Raw genomic sequence first — 25,412 nt, 5'->3', positions numbered from 1 at the left:
AAGTGTAAATTAGGGCAGATTTCTAGAAAGGGGATATTTATTATGGAAAACAATATAAGTGATTCTATAATTAGATTTGATGCAGAAGAAAAGATATTGGGGAAAGCTAAATATATCTCTGATATAGTATATAAAGACGTTTTATATGCAAAAACGCTTCGATCTACTAGAGCAAGAGCTAAAATATTATCTATAAAGTTCCCAGAGATTCCTGAAGGATATTTTATTGTGGACAAAAATGATGTACCAGGTAAAATTGGAGATTGGCCAATTTTTGTTGAAGACGAGGTAAAATATATTGGAGAGGGAATACTCCTTGTTGTAGGGCCTGAAAAGAAAAAAGTAGTAGATATTATTTTAAGAATAGAAGTAGAGTATGAGGATTTACCTTCAACTTTAACTATGGATGATGCTGAAGAAAAAAATGATACATTTGTAGAGTACAAGTATTCAAAGGGAGACATAGAAACTGCAGTTAGAGATGCTAAATATGTTTTTGAAAATGAATATAGTACGGGATACCAGGAACATGCATATATGGAGCCACAGGGAATTGTAGGAACTTATCATGATGGAAAGATTACAGTAGAGGGTTCTATGCAGTGTCCTTATTATATAAAAGATGCAATTGTACAGGCACTTGATTTTGACTACGACAGGGTTCAGGTAAAACAGGCAACTACAGGGGGAGGATTTGGAGGAAAAGAAGAGTTTCCATCTCTTTTAGGATGTCAAGTTGCAGTTGCAGCCTATAAAACTAAAAAAACAGTGAAGCTTGTCTTTGAGAGGAGTGAAGATATAAAATCAAGTACTAAAAGACACCCATCAAAAATTAAGCTAAAAAGTTATATAGATAAAAATTATAGAATAATAGGAATGGATGCAGATGTTAGATTAGACGGTGGTGCCTACTTTGGACTCTCAAATGTAGTGCTTCAAAGGGCAATTTTTGGAATATGTGGAGTATATGATGTGGCAAATGTAAAAACGAAGGGATCTGTACTTAAGACAAATAAATTAGTTAGTGGAGCATTTAGAGGATTTGGAGCACCTCAATCTACTTTTGCAGTGGAAATGTTTATAGAGTATATGGCAAATAAGCTTAAAATAAATCCAGTTGAGTTTAGAAAAATTAATTACGTAAAAAAGGGAAGTAAGACTTCTACAGGAGGAACTTATAGGGAAGATGTAGTAGTTGATAAGCTTACGGATAAAGTAGAAGAAATGTCTGATTACAATAGAAAATATAAAGAATACATATCAGAAAATAAATTGAAAGGAATCGGTATGTCTGTATTTTTCCACGGCGGTGGCTTTACTGGAAAAGGAGAAAGAGACATTATAAAGACAAAGCTGAAAGTGAGAAAAAACAAGAATGACACTGTGGAAATATTAGTATCTAATGTAGAAATGGGACAGGGCTTAGGTACTACTTTAAGAAAAATAGCAGCAGAGACAATAGGAATACCCATAGATAGAATTATATACAATAAACCAGATACGGATAGGGTACCTAATTCTGGGCCTACTGTAGCTTCAAGAAGTATATTGATAGTTGGAAGACTCATTGAAGAAGCATGTCAGAAAATTAAAGATAAATGGAATGAGAAGGATGAATTTGAAATTGAAGCTAATTACAAACATCCTGAAGAAATTTTGTGGGATGAAAATAAATTTGAAGGAGACGCATACAATACCAGTGCTTGGGGTGCAAATGTAGTAGAAGTGGAAATAGATCCACTAACTTATGAAGTTTCAGTTAAAGGTATATGGACTGCTTATGATGTAGGAAATGCCATTGATGATAATATTGTTAAAGGTCAAATAGATGGAGGTGTAACTCAGGGTTTGGGATATGCTTCCATGGAGGTTTTAAACCCTAAACAGGGAAAACTGGAACAGTCAACTTTTACAGATTATATTATACCAACAGCTGTAGATTTCCCAAGGATACATAGAGAACTTGTAAATAGCCCCTATTATAACGGACCTTTTGGTGGAAAAAGTGTGGGAGAACTGACTATTGATGGAGCAGCTCCTGCTTATGCCATTGCAGTAGAGAATGCACTTAAAAGGCATCTAAATCAAATTCCTGTAACACCGGAATCGATAATGGAGGTAATGGACAATGAAGGTAAACTTTAACTTGAATAATAAAGATGTAGAAATTGAAGCTTCAGGTGTTAAGAGACTTTTAGATGTTTTAAGAGAAGACTTTAAATTAACTGGAGTAAAGGAAGGCTGTGGACAGGGAGAATGTGGGGCCTGTGCTGTTATAATAGATGGAAAATTGGTTAATTCCTGCTGCTTTCCACTGGCAAATGTAATGGGAAGCAAGGTCTTAACTATTGAAGGGTTGAGAAATACAAAAGAATTTGAAGTACTTGATCAGTGTTTTAAGGAAGCAGGTGCAGTTCAATGTGGTTTTTGTATACCTGCTATGATAATGGCATCTTATGTTCTTCTTATTGAAAATCCAAAACCAAAAGAAGAGGATATAAGACGTGGAATTTCAGGAAATATATGCAGATGTACAGGATATAATATGATAATTGATGCCATAAAATTAGCTAGTGAAAGAGGTGAGAAGTTGTGGAAAGCTTTAAGCCAGTAAATATTAAGGACACGTTAGATATACTAAATAAAGTAGATGCAATTGTAGTGGCTGGTGGTACTGATGCTATGATAAAGAAGAGAATGGAACCGGGCTTGCTGCCTGATTTTAAAAGTAATGTAGTTTTTATAAATGAAGTAAAAGAACTGAAGAATATTGAAAGAGATGAGGACTACATATATATTGGAGCAGCATGTACCTATAGTGAAGTTTGTGAAAGTGAACTGATACCAGATAGCTTTAGAACTGTAATAGATGGCATAGCCACACCTGCTATCAGAAATGTTGGAACACTTGGGGGAAACATATGTAATGCATCTCCTGCAGCGGATATGCTTCCACTACTTTATGCTATGGAGGCACAACTTATAATAGAAAGTAAAACTCAAAAGATAACTGTCCCTATAGATGAGTTTATAGTTGGACCTGGGAAAACTTCTTTAAAAAAGGATGAAATTCTTACCTGTATTAAAATCCCAGCAAATGATCATAAATTATTTTACTATAAAAAGGTAGGAACACGTAAAGCAGCAGCTATTTCTAAGCTCTCCTTTGCTGCATTTGTCAGCATCTCCGCGGGGAAAGTTGATGATGTGTGCATTGCATTTGGATCTGTAGGATCTACAGTTGTTAGAGTAAAAAAGGGTGAAGAGGAAATTAAAAAATTGAATTTAGATAAGGCATTAGAAATTTATGGAAGTTCAATAACTCCAATAGATGATCAAAGGTCCACAGCTGTTTATAGAAAAAAAGTTTCAATAAATTTGCTTAAAGATTTTATGAAGAAAGTAGAGGAAAAGTGTAATGAGTAAAAAGGATCACTTATATTATTTAAGAAGGGCAAATGAAATTGCTAAAAATTCAAGAGAACATGGAAATACTCCATTTGGAGCACTGCTTGTAGATAAAGATGGTAATATACTTTTAGAACAGGAAAATATAGAGATAAGCACAGGAGACTGTACGGGACATGCTGAGGCTTCCCTTATGAGAAGGGCATCTCAAAAATATTCTAAAGAATTTTTAGCAGAGTGTACACTATATACTACTTTTGAACCATGTGTCATGTGTTCTGGTGCTATGTATTGGGGTAATGTAAGGACAGTTGTATATGGACTTACTGAAAAAGAACTTCTAAATCAAACGGGAAATGACAAGCAAAATCCAACTTTTGACCTCTCTTGTAGGGAAGTGTTTAAGAAAGGACAGAAAGATATTACTGTAATAGGGCCTTTTAATGAATTAAAGGATGAAATATTAAAAACTCATGAGGGGTACTGGGGGAAAAGTGATTGAAAAGCTATTTGGAAATAAAAAAGCTTATAGAATGTGGACTAGGTGAAGTATCCTGTGATTTAAAGCTTTCAAATGTTAATCTCGTAAATGTATATTCTGAAGAAATATATGGTACAAACATCTATATAAAAGATGGCAGGGTTGTGTGCATTGATCCTGATGTTGAACTGGAAACTAAAAAATCTATAGATTGCGGTGGAAAATATGCTGTTCCAGGATTCATTGATTCCCATTTGCATATTGAAACTACATTGCTTTCTCCTGAAGCACTTTCAGATGTAATAGTACCTAAAGGCACTACAACTCTCTGTGCAGATCTTATGGAAATTGCAAATGTATGTGGAATAGATGGAATAAAAGCTCTGCTTAATTCCATAGAAAAACTACATTATAGAACTTATATTGAAATTCCATCAAGAGTACCTACGGCTCCCGGACTTGAAACTACAGGAGGGGTAGTGGAATTACAAGAAGTCATAGAGGCACTTAGTTGGGACGAGACGTTGAGCTTAGGGGAACTTGACCCTTCAAAAATACTGTTTAAAAAAGAAGAATATTTAAAGAAAATTGAGGCTTCACTTGGTAGAAGAAAAATAATTAATGGGCATGCTATTGGAATAACAGGAAGAGATCTTAATGTTTATGCTGCTTCTGGTATGAGTGATGATCATGAATGTGTATCTTTTGAAGAGCTTCTTGAGAGAATAAGACTTGGTATGGATGTATTTATAAGAGAAGGAAGTTCTGAGAGAAATGTAGAAAAGCTCATAAAGGGAGTTGTAGATAAGAAACTTTCTTTTGAACATCTTATGTTTTGTACAGATGATAAACATGCCAGTGATATAAAAAATGAAGGACACATAAATTATAATGTGAACAAGGCCATTTCTCTTGGGGTTTCTCCTATAAATGCAATTCAGATGGCAACTATAAATGCAGCAAAGCATTTTAGAGTAGAAGATGAAATAGGAAGCATTACTCCAGGAAGAAAAGCGGACATTCTTATAGTAAAAAGTTTAGAAAATATACAGCCATCTATGGTGTTTTTTGAAGGCAAGCTTGTAGCTGAGCAGGAAAATTTAATTTCAAATAAAGTAAGTTCAGAATATCCCAGCTGGATAAAAAATACTGTAAAATTTAAAACTCCAATAACACCAGAATCTTTTAAGATAAACTCCAAATGTAATGATACAACCTTTGTAAATGTCATAGAACTTATTAAAGATCAGATAATAAACAAGTGGATAAAAGTAAAACTTCCGGTAAAGGGAGGACTAATTCAAAATGATGTAGAAGAGGACATTTTAAAACTTGCAGTAGTTGAAAGATACGGAAAAACAGGCGGAGTTGGAATTGGATTTGTAAAGGGATTTAATATTAAAGATGGCGCACTGGCTTCTTCTGTATCCCATGATCACCACAATATAGTTTGTGTTGGAACTGATGATTATAATATGTCTATAGCAGTTAATGAAATCAAGGATATACAGGGAGGCTTTGTATTAGTAAAGCAGGGCAAAGTTATTGGAAAGATGCTTTTACCTATTGGTGGGCTTATGAGTGACCATGATGCAGATTCTGTTATAGAGGAAATTACTAGTTTAAATAATGTTACACATGAGATAGGCTGCACTCTAGCTGCACCTTTTATGACATTGTCATTTATTTCCCTGCCTACTGTGCCAGAACTTGGGCTTACGGACATTGGACTCATTGACGTACTTAAGCATGAAATAATTTCTACCGAAAGTAAAAACAACGACAATTAATCAAGTGGTTCTTAGATTTAGATATTTGTCATCTTGTGGTAAAAAATATATAATAACATATTATAAGGGTTGAAACAATAAAAATGACCATTAATGCAGTAGAATATTACTGATATATGGTCATTTTTTAATTTTCAAATTTATCCGATGGCTACCAGCCGTAATACCCCCATCTTCTTATAAAGTGGGGGATAACGGCTGCTACGCCCCTGGATAACGATTTCTAAGTTTCAGATGGAGAAAAAACTCCACCTGAAACCAAGAACTCTGTTTATGGAGCCAAATTAGAACTTTATACGTCATATAATGTGAAAGGGATTTTGATGGTATCATTAAGTATACTTAATTTTCATTTTTAAAAATTGTATAGCAGGAGGAAATGTCTTGGAAGAGATGTTATTGATATATGGATGAAAAAATAGAAGAGTTAATGAACAGCTATGGAAATGACGTACTTAGAATGGCCTATCTGTATTTAAAGGACAAGTATTTGGCTGAAGATGTTTTTCAAGAGGTTTTTATAAAAGTGTATAAAAATTTTAGCAAGCTCAAAAAAAGCAGCAGCGAAAAAAACTGGATTATGACTATTACAATAAATACTTGTAGGGATGTATTAAGAATTTCCTGGTTCAAGAAAGTTATTCTGTCAAAGGATGTGTATGATAATTCTCTTGTAGATATTTGTGAAAATGTAGATGACAAAGTTATAAATAAAATTCAACATGAAGAATTATTAAAACAGGTCATGGATATGCCGCGCAAATATAAGGAAATCATAATTCTTTATTATTATGAAGAGCTATCTACAAGGGATATAAGTAAGGTACTGAAAATACCAGAAGGTACTGTGCGCAGCCGACTTTTTAGAGCAAGGACAGTATTGAAATCCAATATAGATGGGAAGATTGAATATGAGAGATAATATGAAAAATTTTAGGAATAAATCAAATGAAATTTTAAAAAATATTTATGTTACAGATGAATTAAAAAGAAAGACCCTAGAAAGATGCAGTAACAGAAGGTCATTAAAATTAAAACCGGTTTTAATTGCATCAGCTGTTTTTGCCATTTTAGTTTTTACATTTAGGTTGTACAATTTTTCTCATAAAACTGATATTGCACGCAGTTATGTAAAACCAGCTCAAAAATATGTAGACAAATCAATAAATAACGATCATAAAGGGACTAAAGATAATGAAACGTCAAAGGAAATATCAAAGGCTAATAAAACAGGGAATTCAATAGTACAGGATAAATCAAATACAAAAAATTCAACCAAGAATGTAAGCTCAAATAAGGATACAACAATTCAAAATAAAAATATTTTGCCGCAAAATATAGATGATCACAAGGTTGAATCTCCTGGTACTAACCAGGAAAATGAAAAAGAAGATGATAAAAATCATGGGGGAGATTTAAGTGCAGTAAGACCTAGTGGAGTAGCTTCTCCAGGAGGATCCTTAAGTATAGAAGATGCTGAAAAATATTTTGAAAGTAAGGTGCTGCTTCCATCATATGTTCCAGAAGGATTTGAACTTTCAAATATATCTATTCCATGTGAAGGAGTTAAAAGCATAAGCATAAAGTATAGTTTAAATTCTAAATATTTTATAGTACAGGAAAGCAAGAACTTATCAGGATTAAAAGGTGACAAAACCTTATATATTGGTGCTGGTAAGGCTTATGTAAATTACTTTAAAGATGAACAAGCAACAAGTGTATCATGGATAATGAATAATGTGGAATACTCTTTATATGGAAATATACAAGAAAATTCCCTAATTGAAATAGCAAATTCAATTAAATGAATTATGGAGCGAAGTTTAGAATCTATGCGTCTAATAATTGAAAAAGATATTTAAAAGAGGAGGAAATTATATATGTTTAAAAAGTTATTTATACCTATGTGTTTTGCATTAACTGTGGGAGCTGTATATATGCCGGCTTCAGTAAAAGCTCAAGGGGTAGGTCAGGTTCAAGTTGCAGCAGCTAATATCAATAAACCTGAGCCTATAATTTGCAATAAGATTGATTTTGAGACTATAACCTATGATAATGCACCAAAATCTTTAACTAATGGCATAGATTCCTGTAAATCCAGTGAAGGATTTTTGTACTATTTGGATAGCAGTACAAATTACCTATATGTAGCTGTAATGAGAGGACAAAAGCCTACAGGAGGTTACGATATTAAAGTAGATTCTGTAGAAGATGTAGAAGGAAGAGGAAATATAATTGTAAAGGAAACAGATCCAGACAAAGGTGCCATATTACCTCAAGTTGTAACTTATCCCTATACTATAATAAAGGTCAAATTACCTGATTTTAGTATAAGCGTAAAAAATTCTTCAGGTAAGGTATATGATTATTTAGGTGCAGGAGAAAGCAATATAATAGGTGCTTCCTGGGCAATTGGTAATTTAGAAAATAAATATACTGATAAAGACTATATATTTATAAAGGTTAAATATGAAAGTGGAGATACTGAGCTTTTCTATGTAAAAAATAATGATGAAGGAAAAAATCAAATAAAAAGTTTAAAAGTAAATAGTACCGTAAGTATAAGATATGCACTTGGAACCCCAGAAAAGTACAATGGGGAAGCTGCATTTCCTCTAATAGATGTAAAAATGCCTGTAGATAAGAGCGTGTTTACAGATAAGGGATGGGAAGATTTAAATTCAAAAGACTATTTGAATATTCTGCGAGATAAACAATGGACGATAAAGTTTAAAAATCAGCTTAATGAACAGAACGTAAATAGTTCAAATATATATGTAGTAGATAATTTTGGAAATGTAATTCCAACAGCATTGTCTCTACAAGATGATAAGAAATCTGTAAAAGTTATTCCCTATAAAACTTATAAACTGGGACAAAAATATTACCTATTTATATCAAGCAAATTAAATAATAATACATCTTCTTTAAAAGGATATAGGATGGGTTTTCAAATATCAGATAGTATACGCATGAAGTAAAATTAATTTGAACCTCATTATTTTAAACTATAAGAGTTAAGTTATTTAACATTGATAGATTTTCTAACTTAAAAATCAACTTATACACAGGCATATTTTTGAGTTAAGAATTAATAATAAAAAATTAATAGTGAAGGATGATTTTTAGCTGTCGCAAAAAATCTTTTAATTTATACGAACCAGCAATGTCTCGCTTTAGCGAAACGAACAATCAAAAATTTAATCAAAGATTTTTTGTAGTGTAACGAAAAAAATCCACATAAACTATTAATTCTTCATTCTTAACTATTAATTAAAAATGAAGAATTAAGGTTGATTTTTGTTTAAAAACTCTATAATCCTTCTGTAATTTTTTTTATACAGTCACAAAGCCAATCTACGTAAGCATTTTCTCTCATGATGGCTCCTCGTAAAACAATATAGTCACCAAAACCAGAAGAAGGCACTTTAGATATATCCTTTCCCTTTAAAAGCTCTTCCATAGAATTTTTAAGATAATTTAATCTTTTAGTATGTTTATCTAATTGACTTTTAAATTGTTTTAATAAAGTGTCAGTGTCCATTTCATCACAAAAATAAGCTTTAAGTCTAAAGACATCTTTGGGAGTTGGCTCCAAAGGTTCATCTTTTGCAAGCCATTTTTGTAAAGATTCTTTTCCTTTTTCAGTTATAGAATATAATTTTTTTTCTAATTTTTCTCCTTGTATTACCGTTTCATATGAAATAAGACCTTCATCTGTTAATTTCTTTAATTCAGGGTATATTTGACTATGCTTAGCATACCAGAATTCTACTAATGCATCATTAAATTCTTTAGTTATATCGTATCCAGTTGATGGTTTTCTATTAATAAGCCCTAAGATTGCGTATTTTAAAGTCCTCATATATGTTAGCACCTCGTTCTTTCCATATAATCATTTTATCATGCATGAATATAAAGTAAAGTAAAACATGAAAAATCAAACATGTAAACATTGACATGATTTGTAGTAATATATATAATATAGGTAATGATAAATATGTAATCGTATTTATTAATAATTACAACAGGAGCCAACATTTTAATACTTATATTATTTAAATTTAGGAGTGGTTTTATGAATAAGTATAAAAAATTATTTGAACCAGTTAAAATTGGAAAGTGCGAAATAAAAAATCGTTTTGCACTAGCACCTATGGGGCCACTAGGACTAGCTGACAGTGAAGGAGGATTCAACCAAAGGGGAATTGATTACTACACTGAAAGAGCAAAAGGTGGTACGGGCTTAATTATTACAGGAGTTACTTTTGTAGATAATGAAGTTGAAGAACATGGTATGCCAAATTGTCCTTGCCCTACACATAATCCTGTTCAATTTGTCAGAACTGCAAGGGAAATGACGGAGAGAATACATGCATACAATGCAAAAGTATTTTTACAAATGTCAGCTGGATTTGGTAGAGTAACTATACCTACTAATCTTGGTGAATTTCCACCTGTTGCACCATCACCAATTCAACATAGATGGCTTGATAAAATTTGTCGTGAGCTTACAATAGATGAAATTAAATCCATAGTGAAGAAATTTGGAGACGGAGCTTACAATGCAAAGAGAGCTGGTTTTGATGGAATTGAAATTCACGCTGTTCATGAAGGATATCTTATAGATCAATTTGCTATTTCATTATTCAATCACAGAACAGATGAATATGGGGGAAGTTTGGAAAACAGACTTCGTTTTGCACGTGAAATAGTTGAGGAAATTAAAAATAGATGTGGAGAAGATTTTCCAGTAGTTCTCAGGTATTCACCAAAGAGCTTTATCAAAGATTTAAGAGATGGAGCACTTCCAGGAGAAGAATTTGTTGAAAAGGGAAGAGACTTAGACGAAGGAATTGAAGCCGCTAAATTACTTGTATCTTATGGATATGATTCATTGGATACTGATGTTGGATCATATGATTCATGGTGGTGGAGTCATCCGCCAATGTACCAAAAGAAGGGACTCTATAGACCATATGCTAAATTAATGAAAGAAACTGTAGATGTTTCTATTATATGTGCAGGAAGAATGGATGATCCAGATATGGCACTTGAAGCCATTGAAAATGGCACTTGTGATATGATAAGTCTTGGAAGACCATTACTTGCAGACCCTGATTATGTAAATAAGTTGAGGGCAAATAGATGTCAATCAATTAGGCCTTGTATATCCTGTCAAGAAGGTTGTATGGGACGAATTCAACATTATTCAATGATAAATTGTGCAGTAAATCCACAAGCATGTAAAGAAAAGGACAATGCACTTCTTCCTATATTAAAGAAGAAAAAAGTTTTAATAGTTGGTGGTGGAGTAGCAGGATGCGAAGCTGCAAGAGTTTTAGCACTTAGAGGCCATGAACCAGTAGTTTATGAAAAGAATTCTAGACTAGGTGGTAACCTTATTCCAGGTGGAGCACCAGATTTTAAGGAAGATGATATTGCTTTAGCTGATTGGTATGCACATACATTAAACGAATTAAATGTAGAAGTAAATTTAAATAGTGAAATTACTAAAGAACAAGTTTTAGAAGCCAATTTTGATAGTGTAATAATTGCTACAGGATCTACACCAAAAGTATTCTCGCTTGGAGACGATGCTAAAGTATTTACAGCAGCAGATGTACTTACAGAAAAGAAAGATTGTGGAGACGCTACAGTTGTAGTTGGTGGTGGACTAGTTGGATGTGAAACTGCACTTCATCTTGCTAAAAAAGGCAAAAAAGTAACTATAGTAGAAGCATTAAATAAAATACTTGCATTAAATGGACCGTTGTGTTCTGCAAACAGTGAAATGCTTGAAAGACTTATTCCATTTAATGGAATTGATGTGAAAACAAGTTCTAAAGTTAAAGCATATAAGGATGGAAATCTTGAAGTAGAGACGGAAAAGGGAACAGAAAAAATAAAATGCGATTCAGTAATACTTTCTGTTGGATATAAAGAAGAGAATTCATTATATAATGAATTAGAATTTGAAATTCCAGAAATTTATCTTTTAGGAGACGCACGAAAGGTTTCTAATATTATGTATGCTATTTGGGATGCATATGAAGTTGCCAATCACATCTAGGGTTTGTAAATGAAAAATCAACTTATATTCTGGACATTATTGTAAAAATATGCCTGTATATAAGTTGATTTTTAAGTTAGAACCACCCGTAGGTGTAAAGTTAAAATAATATATAGTTGTAGGGAAGTGATAATTATGAGTGATGATGAAAGAGTTCTTGAAATTGTAAAAAGTATGAGGCTTCAAAAAGAAGCAAAAATAGAAAAATCCAGTATTGTAGGTAAAGAGGTTTTTATTCCAACTAGAGAGGGGAAAACTCGCTGCTTAATTTATAGAGCTAAAAATAAGAGAGCAATGGCTCCAGTATTTTTTGATGTCCATGGTGGTGGTTTTGTAATGGGATCGCCTGAAAATGACGATAAATTTTCTAACTTAGTTAGAAATGAATTAGATATAACTGTTATTTCAATTGATTACAGATTAGCTCCTGAGTATAAGTGCCCAACAGACAAAAATGATGTTTATGATGTTGTAAAGTACGTAAGCTTCCATAATGATGAGTTTGGAATTGATCCTAATAATATGGCAATTGGTGGACATAGTGCTGGTGGTAATATATCAACAGTAGTATGTATGATGGCAAGGAAAAAGAACGAATTTTCTTTTAAATGTCAGATTCTTGATTATCCACCGCTTGATTTAGCCACACCAGCCAGAAAAAAGTTCTATGTAGAAGGTGCAATACCACCTGAAAGAGCTGAAATATTTGATAAATGTTATAGAAGAGAAGAATACGCTAAAAATTCATATTGTTCACCAGTATTTGCAGCTGTTGACGAGCTTAAAGATCTACCACCAGCAATAGTTTTAACTTGTGAAATAGATTCTCTTAGGGATGAAGCAGAAGAATATGCTAAAAAACTTATAAAAGCAGGGGTCGAAACAACTGCAAAGAGATTTTATGGGGTATCCCATGGTTTTGCAATTTCTAAATTTGAATTGCCTCAAAGCAGTGAAGCACATAAAATGATGATTGATGGATTAAGAAAATATTTACTAAAATAAAAGTTTGAAATCTAGATTTAAGCAGCAATGTACATCTTTTGACTTATGTTATATAATAAATTAAAAATTTGAATTGAAAATAGGAGGATGTATGATGGAGTGTCCTTATTGTAACGGAAAAATGGTTAAAGGTCATATATATGGGGATAACTATAGAATGAAATGGCTGCCTGAAGAGAAGGAATTGTTTTTAGGAATATGGGCAAAAGGTGGAATTGGATTAGGCGAAACCGGTTGGATAGGAAGACCGAAAATTAAGGCATATATGTGTAAGACATGCAATAAAATTATCATTGATGTAGAACAAAATAAGGGATAATGAAAACCAGGGATTTCATTATCCCTGGCATCAAGATGTTTAGGAAATTCGAGTTATACAAAGTAAGCTGTATTGTGTAGTATAGGGGTTAAAAATAAAAAATTAAATGCTGGAGATTCATCATCTCCAGCATAAAGTAATACCAATATGTTAGAGAAAGAATATTATAGTTTGCATGAAACTTAGATATTTAATAACTTTAACATATTAATATCCTTATACTAATAGAATGTGCAGAACCTAAAATATTATGCTGGTAATTTGAGGAGAAACATCTTTTTGTTGTTAGAAGGTATAAAAAGTTTACTATATAAGAACCTATGTATATAGGAGGTGGTAAACTTGGATAAGAAAAGAGTAAAAGAAATAATTGAATCTAAAGGAGTTATAGAGGTAAAATATAAAGATAGTCCCGTATGGCTTGAAAGTATAAATACAGACGAAGATGGTAAAATACAAGTAAAAAATTTAAATACAAATAAACATTTTAATGTAGATATTGCAGATTTGAATGAATGAGTTTATTCTAGAATGTGCTAGGTAAAGCATAAAAAAATGAAGGAGAAATCCTAAGATTTCTCCTTCATTTTTTAGTTACTTACTCTTTTTCTGTCTAGATTGTTGATTTAATTTCTTAGTTTCATCTAAATTGTTGCTATTTAAAACATTTGAAAAAGAAGATGAACTTTTGCCTGAAACTTGGGAGTTTAATTGTCTAGCTTCTTGAACATCTGGACTATTATAACCGGTAGTGCTAGCAGCACTTGACATATTGCCATGTTTGGATTGTTTATTCAATTTTTTTGCTTCTTGAAGATTTTTATCATTTTTATTCATAATAATATCCTCCTTTAGTCTAATGGACTTATATAAACATTTTAGGTTTAATTCATATTGAATTATGCTACTCTAATATTTTGTCCTTGTAGCATTAATATATACTATAGAATATTACTGACTATTTTCCAGAAGAGGAAAATACATATATTCCAAATGTATTATGGTATATATATTATTACGGAAAATTATCACAGATTCACTTAATATATTAATAAGATTTTTATTTTTTTAAATTACGAAAATAATATATTATTGAAGTAATAAGGGCTGCTAGTACTTTTACAATAAGATCTGTTGCAGTGTCTTCGAGTCCACCTTTAACCATACTAGTTTCGAATAAATAATCTCCTATAAATTCAAACATTTCCCATAGGGTGCCTAAAGTGATTGAAAAGCTAAACGCAAATATTACAGTAAAAAGGGTAAATCGTTGTTTTGTAATTTTTTCATCTTTTCTAATAATTCCTTGTGTATAATACAATCCAATTATAACTGTATAGCTGCCAAATATAATATGAAGAAATAAGTCCCACCACCAAAATCTAAAATACAATTTCTTTATTTGTCCTAGATACTGTGCAAGAAATATAAATATTAATGTTACTAATTGAAAATTAGAAGGTAATACTATTTCCTTTTTATTAGCAATGTATGTAATTATAAAAGGAAGTGTAAGACATATAATAGTTAGTAGACACAAAAGAAAGTTTTTCCATTGACCTGATACAACGCTAATAATAGATGTAACCACTAGTAGTATTTCCAAAAAAACAACTAGTATAGTTGACAGCTTATTATTTTTCATATTCATTTGAATATTACTCCCCCTAGTATTTGTAATTATAAAAAAATTATAATTATTATTTTACGTATATAAGAAATTTATATACGTAAAATAAAAGCTTAGTATAGAAAACTAAAAATGATATAGTATAAAATAGATGTCCTAGTGGAAAATTATTTACTGCAGTAATGATTTTAAAATAACCAAAATTTGAATAGAAGGTAATATTATGCAATTAGCTGCTCATGAAGTACATGATCTACACGAATTAACTATAAGTTGTGTAAATTCTATAACAAATATGGCTATGTTTATAAATACAGTTCAGGACCAGGAATTAAAATCTATGATTCAAGCACACTTTCCGGCACATATCCAGGATTATAATATAAAGGTTGAATATTTAAGTAAAACTACAGGTCCTACACAAAAATTAAATGTACCATCTTTGGTTAAAACTTTACAGGATTATACTAAGTCACCAACTAATAATTTCCCATCAATTACACCGAGAACAGATATTCAACAGATGAACGATAGAGAAATAGCAACTGCATATCTGTTAACTCTAAAAAGGGCAGGAAGGGAATATGCGTGGTCTGCTATGGAAGCTAGCAATCCTGGTCTAAGAGAATTTTTAAAGGATGCGTTTACTATGAGCTGCAATCATGCTTATGAAGTTTGGCAGTACATGGTTAAAAAAGGGTATTATCCATTAGAGCCGGCACCTGAAAGTACAATAAATACAATGTCATCTATATATAAGGAAGTTCGTCAGCCTTCATTAGTTTAGTTTTAAAAGATCAGCGTGTTATTTAATGCGCTGATCTTTTTGTAACTATTTTTAAAGTTTTACATAACATAAATTGAAGTATTTAATTTGGAGGATATTATGCATTTTGACGAATATGAATGTCCCTTTATAAATCACAATTATTGTGGATATAGGGGTGATATGAATATGCATGCCACAAAAGCTATAGCTCATATAACTGGAGGACCTTTAGCTCCTAATATAAGAGGTACTGTAACTTTTACTCAGGTACGTGGAGGAACTGAGGTTTCTGTAGAAGTAAATGGATTACCTCCTTATAGACCTGCTATGAATGGAAATCCACCGATTGGACCTCATGGATTTCATATCCACCAAAACGGTACATGTGCTGTTGGTAATCCTGAAGAACCATTTAAAGCTGCAGGAGGACATTGGAATCCAACCAATCAGCCTCATGGCAATCATGCAGGAGATTTTCCAGTTCTTTTTTCAAATAATGGTTATTGTAGAATGACCTTCTTTACAAATAAGTTTAATGTTGCTCAGATTATTGGAAAATCGGTAATCATACATGAAAGTCCAGATGATTATAGAACTCAGCCTGCTGGAGCATCTGGTAAAATGCTAGCCTGTGGTGTTATTAAGGCAATGATGTAATTAAAAGAATGCTGCTAGAAGGGTAGAGGGATCTTTTATTTGTGTGAAAAGTTTACATATGAAATATCCCTCTTTTGACATATTACCTATTTTTCAAATTATTTTTAACACCTGTAACCATGTTGACTATATTCATATAAGCTTGTTGTGTACCTTTTGTTACTATTGGTCTTCCAAAACTTACCCAATGAAGCTTTCTTGAAGTATATCCTCCTATATTCATAAGTAAATTGACAGTTGGTTTGGTGTCTACAATAATAAGTTCATTAGTATTTTTGTTAAAAATAGAGTACATATCCATAATAGCAGGTATTACTATGTCTGGAGCATATTTTCTAGCTAAAGTGTATACGTCTGCGTTAAATTCATCTTTTCCAATATAAATTAGTCGTCCAAGATCCTTTTTTTCCATTTTATCAAAGGTCGGTAAATCAAGTAATTCTTTTTTACTTGGTATTCTATCCATTGGCAGGTTCCCAATATGTATATTGGCTGCTACGGCAGTAGAGTGGGCACCTCCCACGTCATGATATATGACTATCATAATTATTTCACCTACTTTTGTGATATCATAGATTTATTATTTTACAAAAGTATAAATATATTCACAATTACGTATTTTACAATGTATTTGGTGTATGATTTCTACATATATTAAAGAGAAACATTAAAAATAGGTAAAGGAGTATTAATATGCGTCAAAAGATATTAATCATTGTTTCTGCTGTATTTGCATATTTTGCCATGCTTTTTGTAAGTTCGGCAAAAATTAATGTAATAAAGAAAATTAAACCAACCCCTAAAAAAGTAATTCATAAAGAATCACCTTATGAAAAGTATGGATATAATATAAATGCAGGTTTGTTAAAATATAAAAATAAATTGAAAAATACAAGTACCCAAAAGGTAAGAATATATTGTATAGGTGAGTCCAATACAAGAGGAGAATATTCCAGCGATGAGATAAATAAATCTTGGGTTGGTGTAATGAAATCATCACTGCAAAATCAATTTGGAAATGCAGGAGAAGGCTTTATTAGTATTTATGAAGGTGCCCTTCCTTCTGGTACTAAACCTAGATGGAAACTAGGAACAGGTTGGAGTGTTTTTGGGGCCTCTAAAGAATTTACTTCTAATGTTGGTGGTTTTGGTGGATGCTTTGGAATTTCTAATAAAAGTATTTCACCGGCAACTTTAGTTTTTACTGGAACAAGTTTGGATTTGCTGTATTCTAAAGCAAAGGATGGAGGCACAGCTGTTGCAGCCATAGATGGGAAAAAAGTAGGCTCTATAGATTGTTTAGGAGAAACAGAAAGCTTTTCACACAAAGTTTCTTATTCAGGCTTAACTAATACAAGACATACATTAGTAATAACTCCAAATAAAACATCCAATATTTTTATAGAAGGTGCAATTGCCTCATCAAGCACTACAGGAATTGAGGTAGACAAGATAGCAATTTCTAGTAAAACGGCAAGTTATTTTACTACAGATACCACAAAGAAAATTTGGAATGTATTACCAAAGCCGGATTTAGTATTACTGTCTTTTGGAATTAATGAAGCAGGACGAGGTATTTCTGTTCAAGCTTACAAGGAAAGCATGATAAACTTAGTAAGCTATTGGAACGAAAGAGGTAGTGATGTATGCTTGGTGTCAAATCAAATGCCTGCTGAGACATGGACAACAAATTGGTCTGCTTATGTTATGTCTTTATACGAAATAGCAGATGCTTATAATACAGGTGTTATAGACATTTATAAAGCTTATTATAAGGATTATATTACTGCACAAAAGGAAGGTTTGTTTGGAATGGCTAAAAACGATTATTCAGGCGGAAGTGGAACAAATACAGCACATCCTAGTGACAAGGGTTATAAATATATTGGAGACATTATATATGGTAACCTGCAGTAATTTTAATGCTTTACAACCATTTAATCTGACTATATAATTGGATAAAGAAGAAGATAAAACCAGTTGTTAATGTTTACAAGGAGTGATAAAAATGGTTAAAAATATTTTAGTACTTACAGGAAGCCCAAGAAAAAATGGTAACAGTGAAATGATGGCAGATGCATTTATTAAAGGTGCTAGGGCCAAAGGGCATATTGTAACAAAATTTGAAACAGCAATGAAAAATATTAATGGTTGTAAGGCTTGTAATACCTGCTGGAGTAAGGGCAGCGCCTGTTCATTTCAGGATGACTTTAGTGAATTAGAACCACTACTTGAAAGTGCAGATGTGATTGTATTTGTAACACCTTTATATTGGTCTGGTATGTCATCACAAATAAAAGCACCAATAGATATACTATATGCTTATGTATCACCTAATTGCAAACGTCCACTTAAAATAAAGGAAAGTGTACTTATGATTTGTGGAGAAGGTAACGAAGATGGTATGTTTAATGGAGCAATTGAAACTTACAAAGGTATTATTGATTATCTGAAGTGGAACAATCTAGGAATAATTACTGTTCCGGGAGTCGCAGATAAGGGTGATATTGCTAATACTAATGCTTTAGAAAAAGCCGAAAATCTTGGCATGGGTGTTTCTTTTACTTATTAGAGACAAGCCTTATTTATATAAAAATGGTATTAATTATTAACTCAACTTTCACAGTTTGAAAATATTGGAAAGCAATATTTTTGAGAGGACAGAGGACAGTGAAGGAGGATTTTTCTCCGCTGCACTACGAAAAATCTTTAATTAAATTTTTAATGACTCATTTCGCTAAAGCGAAATATTGCTGACTTATATAAATTTGCAGCTGTTTTGCATTAGCAAAACAAGCCTAAAAAATGCATTATAAAATGCATTATAATAGGTACTGGCAATTTGCTAGTACCTATCTAAGCTTACCTTTTAATATTAATACCAATCGTCATAATCACCATACATGATTACAGGGAATACGAATGGCATGAAAGGTCTATGCATCATTCTACGTCTTCTTCTACGTCTGCGCCTTCTACGTCTTCTTTTAGGTCTCCCGTGTCTGTATCCGTCGTCGTCAGGATCGAAGTCGTATTCATCAGGATCTTCGTCCTCGTATTCATCATCTATTGGTTCATCATAATAAGACATTGAGTAATATGGACATATATTTTGGGAAATATCGAAGTCTTCAGGATTTTCTTTACTACTGCTGTCGCTAGTAGAATTGATATTCATGTAATGCCTCCGTGAAAATATTTATATTATATACTATGTGTAAAATTGAAATTTGTTAATAAAATATAATTATTTTATTTAGAAATTATTGTCCTTATTCGCAAATCATATTTTGACGGAATGTAAACGGAATTTTCTCCACTGACATCTTTTTTACTTCTTATGTTAATATCTGTAGGGGACAATGCAGCATGAATGTCAATTTTATCTCCAGACTTTATAGAGCCGTCTTCAAATTTATAAGTTACATTTTTACTATTAACTGATACAGAGATAGGATTCAGTTTTCCACCAGTGCGTTCATTTGTAAATATAAAATCATCACAGTACAATCCATAAATACTATCGTCTATATCTTCATCAAATGCTATTGTTACAGAGTTATTTCCCGTGGTGCTGCTTGCAAACCACAAACTGAAATTAGTTCTTGGAGGAAGCAGCATACTGTATACCTTATCCAATCCTTCTTTTAGTGTACGTCCTGCTATATCTTTAGAAATCGGATTTTCAATTGTAAGTAGTGCATTAGCTCCAGCTGACTTCACCGTGTTTATTTTTACATTATCTTGAATTCCACTAGAAAAAGTAAGAATTACTTTACTTCCGTATACAGTACCACCATCAGGAGTCATCCCTGCAACTTTAAAGTCATTTAAGTTTAAATTGTCCAGATTAGAAGTTAGAATAAACTGTACTTTCAGGTCATCACCATTGTAAAAAAATTTTACAGTATTTGAAACAAGAGATGGCCCTGTACTATAATCTCTACTTATGTTATCAACATAGGCTATTCCTGATAAAGTATTTAGAGATTTATCCTTAACATATTCTACACCTACTTTGAGTACATTATTTTCTGAAGTCCCATAGCTTAATATATAATTAGATGGAAATTTAATTAGAACATAAGTATTATCTTCACCAGGAGTAATCACTGCATTATAAGGCAATGTTTCAGTATCACCTGTACCATCTAAAAAATAATAATTTGAAGAATTTTTTAGTGAATCTATATCCATGGGTTCATTGAAAAAAATAACTATTTCTTGAGGATTATCTGATTTTTCAACTATAGCTGTAACTTTGGGATCTATGTTATCTATTCCATTGAAAGTTATAGTATAATCATCCATCACATTAGGCTTTAAGTTAGTATCAATGATATTTTTAATAACTAAAGTGTATGTTACATATGTTAAGGCATTATCTCTTATAAATTTTATATTATAGGTATTTGTATTGTCATTATTAACTCTGGTAGCAGGTATTATTTCATCAATTTTATAGCTTATGTCTCTTCCATCAGAATCAAGCAATTTATAATTTGATTTATTGGTTGCATATATATTCATTACATATTGGTTGAATTTTATATTTATTGTTTGACTGTCGAGTATTTCAAATTGTGCAATTTGTGGTTTTACAGCATTATCTTCAACTTCAAAACTTGTACTGGAATTGTCATATATGTTATTGCCATAGGCGTCTTTAATATTGTTTGAGACACTTATAATATTACTTCCAATATTAAGTAAAGAATTTATAATTTTTATTTTAACAACTTTATCATTTGATCCCTGACAAAAATCTATGGAAGAGGAAGTTAAGGCATTTCCATTTATTTTATAATTATTTATATTAAGTGCGCTTTTAGTATCCATGGATCTATTGTAAGTTATATAAATAATTCCATCTGTAGTATAATTAGCTTCTGCAATTTGAGGATTGTCCTTTAATGAATTAACATTAAAATTTATAGAAGTTTCTTCTATAGGAAATCCTGCAGCGTCATCGAACTGTTCACCTGAGATCCCCCGGGGAATTTTAAAAGTATTGACACCTTTTTTAAGGGGTGTATCAAAATAAAGTACTACTTTCATTGACCATATGCCTGATTTTTCATAAAAAGTACTTAAGGATGTATTTAATCCAAGGCCTACTATACTTTGACCATTGATTTTCATAGAAGATAGATTATCTGTCTTTATTCTTATTGGTTCTGAAAATTCGAGTATTAGTTTATTACTGCCGTACAACGTTAGTGCTTGTATTTTAGGTGCAGTTATGTCTAGAAAGATAATTTCCTTTTCAATTTTAGGTGTTATGACATTTAAATCCTTATCTAGCACAGTGCTTTTTACAGTAAAAATTATGTTTTTATATTGTGAATACGGGTTTGCAAGGGTAACTAGTACAGTTCTATTGTCATCTTGCAGCGAAGCTGAAGATATATTGGTGGTAAGGTCAATTCCGTCAATTTGATAATTCCCAACAAATTCAGCTGTTTCTTTATTGATTTCAGTATTGAATGTAATTTTAATTTGATTTAGTCCATTTGTAGTTATTGAAACAATGTCATTGGAAATTGCATTATTTATCTTTGAGATAATATTATCAGAAATAACGTTTTTGCCACCTATGGCATTTAAGTCTGTTAAATTAGTTGCTTTATTTTTTATGTAGTTTAATGCTTCCTCTGTAGATGGGGAATTATCACCATCTACAAGCACTAATGGTGATGACCATTTACCAGCTAAAGAAGAGGCTATAAGAGGATCTGGAAAATCTTCTCCACCTGCATTTGCTATAAACAGCTTATCATTTTTTAATATATCCTGGTATTCATTTAACATATTTAAATTGGTTCCAAATCTGTTAGCTCCACCATTTACTCTTTTCACAGCACCTATTTTATTATACATATTGTCATTTAATACATTTTGTGTACCAATAACTGTAACATTTGAATTGTTATTTTTAATAAAGGTTAAAACTGGTTGCATTGAGTCGTCATCATTGTTTCCAAGTAAAAGAATTTGTCCTTTGGCTGCTGCTATAGGTGCAGCTGATAGGGCATCTGAAAATCCTTTCCCTGAAACAAGCATTACATTTAGAGGATTCACACCTAATTTGACTAATTCATTAGCAACAGATACATTGGTTTCGTATCTATTTTTTCCACTTAATTCTATTAAATTGTAACCATAATTTTTAAGTTCATCTCTTATATTTTGTGATACACAGGAGACTCCTCCTATAATATATATGTTTTGGGGTTTTAAGATGTCTAATGCAGATTTAGTATATGAATTAAGTAAGTTAGAAGTAGTTAAAAGTATAGGAGCATCTAACTTTTTTGAAAGGGTTACCCCACTTACTGCATCTGCATATATTTCACCACACACCAATACTACATTTTTGCTGCTAGTCCAATTTGTAGTTGCACTTTTAGCAGCAGTTGCATATCTATTAAATTCTCCTATCCTAGAAACCTGCCCAGAAGCAGCGTGAACTGATTTTGGTATTAAGTTTAAGAAACAAATTAGAAATAAAAATACGATATTTATTATAAATCTTCCATAACTTTTCCACATTTTACAATGCTCCTTATAAGGCATTTTCAAAGAAATAACTAGTCAGTATGCTAGCCTATTTTCTTTCAAATGCCTAATTGATTCTAAATAGTGTAACTAATTTAATTGTAATTGTAATCTAGTATCTTCACAACTTATAAAATCTAGTATAAAATCTACTATTATGAAAATGATTATTTTTTATCCAGATTATTTTTTATGAATATTTACATAATGTATATGGTGTCATATTGTTAGAAATATTGGGTAATATAATAGTGTCCTAGGGAAATGACCTTAGCGAAAATGGGGATAGTATAATTATATGTATCTATTGAAAGAGGTAAGTGCTGGTAGCTAACGGTGCTTACTTTCTTATTACAAAGCAGTAAAAAATTTAAAAACATTTATGTTTATTAGCTTATATTGCAACAAGTACTAAATATTCATTCAATTACCTGGAGTAATTTTTTTAAAAATGTAGAAACTTTAAATGTAAGCAGTAAAGTTTACTATAAAAAGGAGTGAGTACTATGACAAATAGTAATAATCCAGTAGTTCCACAAGCTAAAGCAGCATTAGATCAATTTAAAATGGAGTCAGCTAAAGAAGTTGGAGTAAATTTAAAGAATGGTTATAATGGAGATTTAACTTCAAGAGAAGCAGGCTCTGTAGGTGGAAATATGGTTAAAAAAATGATTCAGGCTTATGAACAGAATTTAAAGTAAATATATGATAAAAAATCTGTACTCTAAATTAGGGTACAGATTTTTTATTAGAATTAAGACATATTGAAAAAATAACTAGACAGTATGCTAGCCTATTTTGTATCTTTGACTTGTTATTTTGCTTCATATACCTAAGTTAATAACATTTTAATTCATAAAGTATTAAAAAAGTAAATAAATATTTAATATATTTGACACCATATTGTCACATATAATAGTTAATATTAACAATATACCGATGAAACAAAGATAGCATAATATTTTGATCCCCAATTATTATATTATGAAAGATAGGCACTGGTTATTACTAGTGCTTATTTTTTGTCCGATGACTACCTGCTCTAATACTCCCACTTCTCCAAGTTGGAGTAAAGAGCAGTTACGTCCCTGGATAACGATTTCTCCTAAAGGATAACGCATTCTAAGTACTGAAGCACTAAGAATCCTGTTAATAAGCATCAGGTGGAGTCAAAACTCCATCTGATGCCAAGAACTCTGTTTATGTAGATAATTCAAAATATATTTTGAAAGTTTATGAAATTTAATTCATTTATATATTTAAATGAATATATTATAATAATGGTAGAGGGGAGGAATGGCTTTGAAAAAAACTTATGTTTTAGACACCAATGTTATTTTGTATTCACCAGGGGCTATATTGACTTTTGATGATGGAGATGTGGTTATACCTGAAGTAGTACTGGAAGAGTTAGATGGATTTAAAAAGAATAAAAATGATCTTGGTGCCAATGCTAGGTATGCAGCTAGGCTTATAGATGACTTTAGAAAAAGCGGTAAACTTAACCAAGGAGTGGACTTGCCAGGTGGTGGAAAACTAAGGGTTGAAATGAACCACTATGATGTACAGTTGCCCCCAGCTTGGGACAAAAGCAAACCGGATAACAGAATAATACAGGTGTGTAAAGGCCTTAAAGAAAGTGGTGAAAATGTATGTCTGATAACAAAGGACATATTTGAAAGAATTAAGGCTGATATAATAAATATAGAGGTAGAAGATTTCTATGAAAAAGTTGTTCCCGAAGATGAAAGTCAGTATACAGGAAGGATAGATGTATATGCTTCAGAAAAGGATATAACAGAATTTTATAGTAACAAATATATGAAAGTTGATAAAATAACTTGTTATAATGAGGATAATGCAGAATACTTTGATCCACCTCTTTATGTAAACGAGTTTATTATAATACATTGTTTAAGTAATCCTAAACAGACTGCCCTTGGAAGATTTGACGGTAAAGAAATAGTTTCACTTTGCTTTAAGGATAGTACACCTCTTGGAATAGTTCCAAGAAATGTGGGACAGAAATTTATGTTGGAGGCACTTTTAACAAATGCAGAAAAGGCTCCACTTGTCATAATAAAAGGTCCTGCAGGAACTGCAAAAACTTTATTTTCACTGGCAGTAGGTCTCCATAGTATAATGGAAGAAGACAAAGGAAAGTATAGAAAGATGCTGGTATGCAGACCTAATGTTACTATGGATGAAGATATAGGATTTCTTCCAGGTACAGAACAGGAAAAAATATCGCCTTTTATGAGACCGATATTAGACAATCTAGAAATATTAGTGGATTCTGATGAAAAAGAAAGATATAAAAATGAAAAGGAATTAGCTGATAAAATAAGAGAATTATTTGACAGGGGAATTATAACTACAGAGGCAGTAGGTTATTTAAGAGGAAGATCTATTGTGAAAAATTGGCTTGTAATTGACGAAGCCCAGAATCTAACTCCAAAACAGGTAAAAGCAATTATAACGAGAGTTGGATCGGGTACAAAATTGCTTTTAGTAGGGGATCCAGAGCAAATAGATCAAGCTTTTTTAGATTCAAGATCAAATGGGTTGTGTTATGCTTCAGAAAAAATGAAAGGAAGCAAGTTATGTTATCAAATAACTTTGAAACATGATGAATGTGAGAGGTCTCCTCTTGCATATGAAGCGTCAAAGAGATTGTAAATAGGAAATATAATTTTTGAAATAGATCGAAAATTAAAAAAAC

General features: G+C 31.7%; 24 protein-coding genes. 18 read left to right on the top strand and 6 right to left on the bottom strand.

What is annotated here, in order from left to right; translation table 11 throughout:
- The first annotated feature begins 42 nt into the window (after nt 1-42).
- The 8 genes from B5S50_RS04875 to B5S50_RS04840 all read left to right on the top strand — a co-directional run bounded on the left by B5S50_RS04875 (nt 43) and on the right by B5S50_RS04840 (nt 8,660).
- Nucleotides 43-2,145, top strand: coding sequence for a xanthine dehydrogenase family protein molybdopterin-binding subunit (locus B5S50_RS04875; RefSeq protein ID WP_217303258.1), 2,103 nt, complete (start codon nt 43-45; stop codon nt 2,143-2,145).
- A complete protein-coding gene (locus B5S50_RS04870; protein WP_065079644.1) occupies nt 2,129-2,614 on the top strand; it encodes a (2Fe-2S)-binding protein in 486 nt (161 codons plus the stop codon). The genes B5S50_RS04875 and B5S50_RS04870 overlap by 17 nt, the downstream gene beginning before the upstream one ends.
- Nucleotides 2,593-3,426, top strand: a complete 834-nt coding sequence (locus tag B5S50_RS04865; protein ID WP_065079643.1) for a xanthine dehydrogenase family protein subunit M — start codon at nt 2,593-2,595, stop codon at nt 3,424-3,426. The genes B5S50_RS04870 and B5S50_RS04865 overlap by 22 nt, the downstream gene beginning before the upstream one ends.
- Complete coding sequence (locus tag B5S50_RS04860; protein WP_065079642.1) at nt 3,419-3,910, top strand: nucleoside deaminase; 492 nt, start codon at nt 3,419-3,421, stop codon at nt 3,908-3,910. Before B5S50_RS04865 ends, B5S50_RS04860 begins: the two co-directional genes overlap by 8 nt.
- Nucleotides 3,907-5,679, top strand: coding sequence for an adenine deaminase (ade, locus tag B5S50_RS04855; protein WP_217303257.1), 1,773 nt, complete (start codon nt 3,907-3,909; stop codon nt 5,677-5,679). The genes B5S50_RS04860 and ade overlap by 4 nt, the downstream gene beginning before the upstream one ends.
- A gap of 406 nt (nt 5,680-6,085) precedes the next feature.
- Nucleotides 6,086-6,601, top strand: coding sequence for a sigma-70 family RNA polymerase sigma factor (locus B5S50_RS04850; RefSeq protein WP_217303256.1), 516 nt, complete (start codon nt 6,086-6,088; stop codon nt 6,599-6,601).
- Entirely contained in the window at nt 6,591-7,487 is an 897-nt protein-coding gene (locus tag B5S50_RS04845; protein ID WP_217303255.1) for a DUF4367 domain-containing protein, read from the top strand. Before B5S50_RS04850 ends, B5S50_RS04845 begins: the two co-directional genes overlap by 11 nt.
- Nucleotides 7,488-7,559: 72 nt before the next feature.
- On the top strand, nt 7,560-8,660 hold the full coding sequence (locus B5S50_RS04840; protein ID WP_065079639.1) for a protease complex subunit PrcB family protein: 1,101 nt from the start codon (nt 7,560-7,562) through the stop codon (nt 8,658-8,660).
- 332 nt (nt 8,661-8,992) lie between these two features.
- Here B5S50_RS04840 and B5S50_RS04835 read toward each other — a convergent pair whose 3' ends face one another.
- Complete coding sequence (locus B5S50_RS04835; protein WP_065079638.1) at nt 8,993-9,544, bottom strand: PadR family transcriptional regulator; 552 nt, start codon at nt 9,542-9,544, stop codon at nt 8,993-8,995.
- Nucleotides 9,545-9,757: 213 nt separating this feature from the next.
- On the opposite strand from B5S50_RS04835, the gene B5S50_RS04830 reads away from it, so the two are divergent.
- From B5S50_RS04830 to B5S50_RS04815, 4 genes are all read left to right on the top strand, one after another.
- A complete protein-coding gene (locus tag B5S50_RS04830) occupies nt 9,758-11,752 on the top strand; it encodes an FAD-dependent oxidoreductase (RefSeq protein ID WP_065079637.1) in 1,995 nt (664 codons plus the stop codon).
- Between the two features lie 135 nt (nt 11,753-11,887).
- Entirely contained in the window at nt 11,888-12,757 is an 870-nt protein-coding gene (locus B5S50_RS04825; RefSeq protein WP_065079636.1) for an alpha/beta hydrolase, read from the top strand.
- Nucleotides 12,758-12,848: 91 nt separating this feature from the next.
- Nucleotides 12,849-13,076 (top strand): PF20097 family protein, encoded by a 228-nt coding sequence (locus B5S50_RS04820; protein WP_217303254.1) that lies wholly within the window; start codon nt 12,849-12,851, stop codon nt 13,074-13,076.
- Nucleotides 13,077-13,418: 342 nt separating this feature from the next.
- Nucleotides 13,419-13,595 (top strand): H-type small acid-soluble spore protein, encoded by a 177-nt coding sequence (locus tag B5S50_RS04815; RefSeq protein ID WP_065079634.1) that lies wholly within the window; start codon nt 13,419-13,421, stop codon nt 13,593-13,595.
- Between the two features lie 75 nt (nt 13,596-13,670).
- Here the strand turns inward: B5S50_RS04815 and B5S50_RS04810 are convergent, their stop codons facing one another.
- Together B5S50_RS04810 and B5S50_RS04805 are read right to left on the bottom strand one after the other, a co-directional pair.
- A complete protein-coding gene (locus B5S50_RS04810; protein WP_065079633.1) occupies nt 13,671-13,913 on the bottom strand; it encodes a hypothetical protein in 243 nt (80 codons plus the stop codon).
- A 223-nt stretch (nt 13,914-14,136) separates the two neighbouring features.
- Nucleotides 14,137-14,727 (bottom strand): hypothetical protein, encoded by a 591-nt coding sequence (locus B5S50_RS04805; protein ID WP_065079632.1) that lies wholly within the window; start codon nt 14,725-14,727, stop codon nt 14,137-14,139.
- Between the two features lie 202 nt (nt 14,728-14,929).
- Here B5S50_RS04805 and B5S50_RS04800 point away from each other — a divergent pair, with 202 nt between their 5' ends.
- Together B5S50_RS04800 and B5S50_RS04795 are read left to right on the top strand one after the other, a co-directional pair.
- Nucleotides 14,930-15,493, top strand: coding sequence for a spore coat protein (locus B5S50_RS04800; RefSeq protein ID WP_065079631.1), 564 nt, complete (start codon nt 14,930-14,932; stop codon nt 15,491-15,493).
- Nucleotides 15,494-15,592: 99 nt separating this feature from the next.
- On the top strand, nt 15,593-16,132 hold the full coding sequence (locus tag B5S50_RS04795; RefSeq protein WP_065079630.1) for a superoxide dismutase family protein: 540 nt from the start codon (nt 15,593-15,595) through the stop codon (nt 16,130-16,132).
- Between the two features lie 82 nt (nt 16,133-16,214).
- Here B5S50_RS04795 and B5S50_RS04790 read toward each other — a convergent pair whose 3' ends face one another.
- Nucleotides 16,215-16,676 carry a DUF3189 family protein gene (locus tag B5S50_RS04790; RefSeq protein ID WP_065079629.1) on the bottom strand — a complete coding sequence of 154 codons (462 nt, stop codon included), beginning with the start codon at nt 16,674-16,676 and terminating at the stop codon, nt 16,215-16,217.
- A gap of 149 nt (nt 16,677-16,825) precedes the next feature.
- Here B5S50_RS04790 and B5S50_RS04785 point away from each other — a divergent pair, with 149 nt between their 5' ends.
- Complete coding sequence (locus B5S50_RS04785; RefSeq protein ID WP_065079628.1) at nt 16,826-18,049, top strand: SGNH/GDSL hydrolase family protein; 1,224 nt, start codon at nt 16,826-16,828, stop codon at nt 18,047-18,049.
- A gap of 91 nt (nt 18,050-18,140) precedes the next feature.
- Nucleotides 18,141-18,704, top strand: a complete 564-nt coding sequence (locus tag B5S50_RS04780) for a flavodoxin family protein (RefSeq protein WP_217303253.1) — start codon at nt 18,141-18,143, stop codon at nt 18,702-18,704.
- Nucleotides 18,705-19,007: 303 nt separating this feature from the next.
- Here B5S50_RS04780 and B5S50_RS04775 read toward each other — a convergent pair whose 3' ends face one another.
- On the bottom strand, nt 19,008-19,310 hold the full coding sequence (locus B5S50_RS04775; RefSeq protein WP_065079626.1) for a hypothetical protein: 303 nt from the start codon (nt 19,308-19,310) through the stop codon (nt 19,008-19,010).
- A gap of 74 nt (nt 19,311-19,384) precedes the next feature.
- Nucleotides 19,385-22,684 carry a cell wall-binding repeat-containing protein gene (locus B5S50_RS04770; protein ID WP_217303252.1) on the bottom strand — a complete coding sequence of 1,100 codons (3,300 nt, stop codon included), beginning with the start codon at nt 22,682-22,684 and terminating at the stop codon, nt 19,385-19,387.
- Between the two features lie 512 nt (nt 22,685-23,196).
- Here B5S50_RS04770 and B5S50_RS04765 point away from each other — a divergent pair.
- On the top strand, nt 23,197-23,391 hold the full coding sequence (locus B5S50_RS04765) for an alpha/beta-type small acid-soluble spore protein (protein ID WP_065079624.1): 195 nt from the start codon (nt 23,197-23,199) through the stop codon (nt 23,389-23,391).
- 601 nt (nt 23,392-23,992) lie between these two features.
- Nucleotides 23,993-25,369 (top strand): PhoH family protein, encoded by a 1,377-nt coding sequence (locus B5S50_RS04760; RefSeq protein WP_065079623.1) that lies wholly within the window; start codon nt 23,993-23,995, stop codon nt 25,367-25,369.
- Nucleotides 25,370-25,412: the final 43 nt, after the last annotated feature.

The sequence above is a fragment of the Clostridium sp. 001 genome, from assembly GCF_019056555.1.
Taxonomy (GTDB): domain Bacteria; phylum Bacillota; class Clostridia; order Clostridiales; family Clostridiaceae; genus Clostridium_B; species Clostridium_B ragsdalei.
This window is presented reverse-complemented; position numbering and strand designations above follow the sequence as displayed.

What these genes read in the sequence shown, in the direction of transcription:
- B5S50_RS04875 (WP_217303258.1), top strand. Translation starts at nt 43, where the DNA reads ATGGAAAACAATATAAGTGATTCTATAATTAGATTTGATGCAGAAGAA.
- B5S50_RS04870 (WP_065079644.1), top strand. Translation starts at nt 2,129, where the DNA reads ATGAAGGTAAACTTTAACTTGAATAATAAAGATGTAGAAATTGAAGCT.
- B5S50_RS04860 (WP_065079642.1), top strand. Translation starts at nt 3,419, where the DNA reads ATGAGTAAAAAGGATCACTTATATTATTTAAGAAGGGCAAATGAAATT.
- B5S50_RS04850 (WP_217303256.1), top strand. Translation starts at nt 6,086, where the DNA reads ATGGATGAAAAAATAGAAGAGTTAATGAACAGCTATGGAAATGACGTA.
- B5S50_RS04845 (WP_217303255.1), top strand. Translation starts at nt 6,591, where the DNA reads ATGAGAGATAATATGAAAAATTTTAGGAATAAATCAAATGAAATTTTA.
- B5S50_RS04840 (WP_065079639.1), top strand. Translation starts at nt 7,560, where the DNA reads ATGTTTAAAAAGTTATTTATACCTATGTGTTTTGCATTAACTGTGGGA.
- B5S50_RS04835 (WP_065079638.1), bottom strand. Translation starts at nt 9,544, where the DNA reads ATGAGGACTTTAAAATACGCAATCTTAGGGCTTATTAATAGAAAACCA.
- B5S50_RS04830 (WP_065079637.1), top strand. Translation starts at nt 9,758, where the DNA reads ATGAATAAGTATAAAAAATTATTTGAACCAGTTAAAATTGGAAAGTGC.
- B5S50_RS04825 (WP_065079636.1), top strand. Translation starts at nt 11,888, where the DNA reads ATGAGTGATGATGAAAGAGTTCTTGAAATTGTAAAAAGTATGAGGCTT.
- B5S50_RS04820 (WP_217303254.1), top strand. Translation starts at nt 12,849, where the DNA reads ATGATGGAGTGTCCTTATTGTAACGGAAAAATGGTTAAAGGTCATATA.
- B5S50_RS04810 (WP_065079633.1), bottom strand. Translation starts at nt 13,913, where the DNA reads ATGAATAAAAATGATAAAAATCTTCAAGAAGCAAAAAAATTGAATAAA.
- B5S50_RS04805 (WP_065079632.1), bottom strand. Translation starts at nt 14,727, where the DNA reads ATGAATATGAAAAATAATAAGCTGTCAACTATACTAGTTGTTTTTTTG.
- B5S50_RS04800 (WP_065079631.1), top strand. Translation starts at nt 14,930, where the DNA reads ATGCAATTAGCTGCTCATGAAGTACATGATCTACACGAATTAACTATA.
- B5S50_RS04795 (WP_065079630.1), top strand. Translation starts at nt 15,593, where the DNA reads ATGCATTTTGACGAATATGAATGTCCCTTTATAAATCACAATTATTGT.
- B5S50_RS04790 (WP_065079629.1), bottom strand. Translation starts at nt 16,676, where the DNA reads ATGATAGTCATATATCATGACGTGGGAGGTGCCCACTCTACTGCCGTA.
- B5S50_RS04785 (WP_065079628.1), top strand. Translation starts at nt 16,826, where the DNA reads ATGCGTCAAAAGATATTAATCATTGTTTCTGCTGTATTTGCATATTTT.
- B5S50_RS04780 (WP_217303253.1), top strand. Translation starts at nt 18,141, where the DNA reads ATGGTTAAAAATATTTTAGTACTTACAGGAAGCCCAAGAAAAAATGGT.
- B5S50_RS04775 (WP_065079626.1), bottom strand. Translation starts at nt 19,310, where the DNA reads ATGAATATCAATTCTACTAGCGACAGCAGTAGTAAAGAAAATCCTGAA.
- B5S50_RS04770 (WP_217303252.1), bottom strand. Translation starts at nt 22,684, where the DNA reads ATGTGGAAAAGTTATGGAAGATTTATAATAAATATCGTATTTTTATTT.
- B5S50_RS04765 (WP_065079624.1), top strand. Translation starts at nt 23,197, where the DNA reads ATGACAAATAGTAATAATCCAGTAGTTCCACAAGCTAAAGCAGCATTA.